Below are 1,427 nucleotides of genomic sequence, written 5' to 3'. Positions count from 1 at the left end.
AACAGGAACCTGTTAGGTGACTAACGGGAATCTCGCTCCTTCAGGGGCGAGAGGAAGTCAACTTTTGGTATAAATACCTGGAATGAATGATAATCGTCAGTTGTTGTAAGTTGATTTGAAAACGCAGTAGCTTGGGAGCTTGTTGGCTCAGAGGGCTGAACAGGAGGTAAATTCATAGTAAATTCCTTATAGTTATTTATTCTTAGAGAGTTCATTCACCATAAAGTTCATAACAATCCGGCAACCGTGTCTGACAAATTCTTCCCGTTCGTTCCCGGGTTCTACCCCTCCACCTCACTCAGCTTTGCCTCACGGTTAAAGCAAACGTTGAATTTGAAGCCAGTGTGAGAATAAAGTTATATGAAGACAACCTTGCTATGTGCCTCTGCCGGAGGCTCGTTGCGCAGAGTGAACGCCAGGTCTGCTCTCTACCTTTCTCTGAGCCGCTAAAATTGGAAATTGTGATGGTCTGGCGAAAAAAACGGTTATCTGTCTCTGGCTGATTGAGCCTTCAAAGAGTTAGTAAGAGAGAGGTGCGTTATAAAGTCCTGATTCTTTCCATATGATCCAAATTCGCTAATTATGCGTAAACGCTCTAACATTGGGTTTTGAGACCTTAATTAATCACCGAAGAAAGGTGTTTTGTATGTTAAGAGTACTCTATCGTCTGCCTGACCTCTCCTTCGCCCAAAAGTTGAACGATCTTGCAGAAGCTGAAGGGGTTAACCACAACCGGATCCACATCGCTCACAAAGATCATCTGGCTACGCAAAAAAAACATCTGAATGATCTGTCCTTCCTCGAGGAATACGACACTGTCCACTCGGGTGGACGAGGGTTTCTCGTGGGCATCCTGTTGACAGTTCTGACCGGACTCTCGGTTCATGAGTTAACGGAGGGACATCCCGTTGCCTCAGTCGTTACCTTTTTCTCTTGCCTGGTGGTACTGGGTTACTCCACCTGGCTGGGAGGTTTGATCGGAGCTTCCAGTGACAACTTCAGGCTTCAACCTTTCCATGATCACATAGAGCAGGGGGGTAGTGTGGTCATGCTGGATGTTGAACCTGACTCCCTTTCAAAACTGATGCATGTGATTGCACAACACATCCCTGAGGCGGAACCGGCTGGCAGAAGCCAGAGGTTAGACAACCCATTTAAGGGATCATGGATTCTCAGAAAACACTCGTGAGGCTAGTTTATGAATCTGAAAACGCTGACTGCCATTGTTCGCCGGAAGCCGACCCACCTGGAATTGATCTCGGCTGAGGGTGACATCTATCTATGCCGCATTAACGATAAGGAGTGGCTTACCGAGCGTGCCGAAAAAAAACCCAAGGTCTTTCACAGCATCTTTGAGGCCAAATACACGTTAGGCAAATATCTGTCGGATCAGCTGGATATGGTCATGTCTACAACCTACGACGAAA

Annotated in this window: 2 protein-coding genes; both read left to right on the top strand. The window is 46.6% G+C overall.

Annotated elements, in window-relative coordinates:
• Positions 1–646: 646 nt before the first annotated feature.
• Complete coding sequence (locus tag KDK17_RS13710; protein ID WP_257288288.1) at positions 647–1,189, top strand: hypothetical protein; 543 nt, start codon at positions 647–649, stop codon at positions 1,187–1,189.
• A gap of 9 nt (positions 1,190–1,198) precedes the next feature.
• On the top strand, positions 1,199–1,427 hold a 229-nt coding region (locus tag KDK17_RS13705), incomplete at its 3' end, for a hypothetical protein (protein WP_257288287.1).

The sequence above is a fragment of the Endozoicomonas sp. SESOKO2 genome (genome assembly GCF_024606245.1).
Lineage (GTDB): Bacteria > Pseudomonadota > Gammaproteobacteria > Pseudomonadales > Endozoicomonadaceae > Endozoicomonas_A.
The sequence above is the reverse complement of the archived record's forward strand: the minus strand, read 5'-3'. Positions and strand labels throughout refer to the sequence as shown.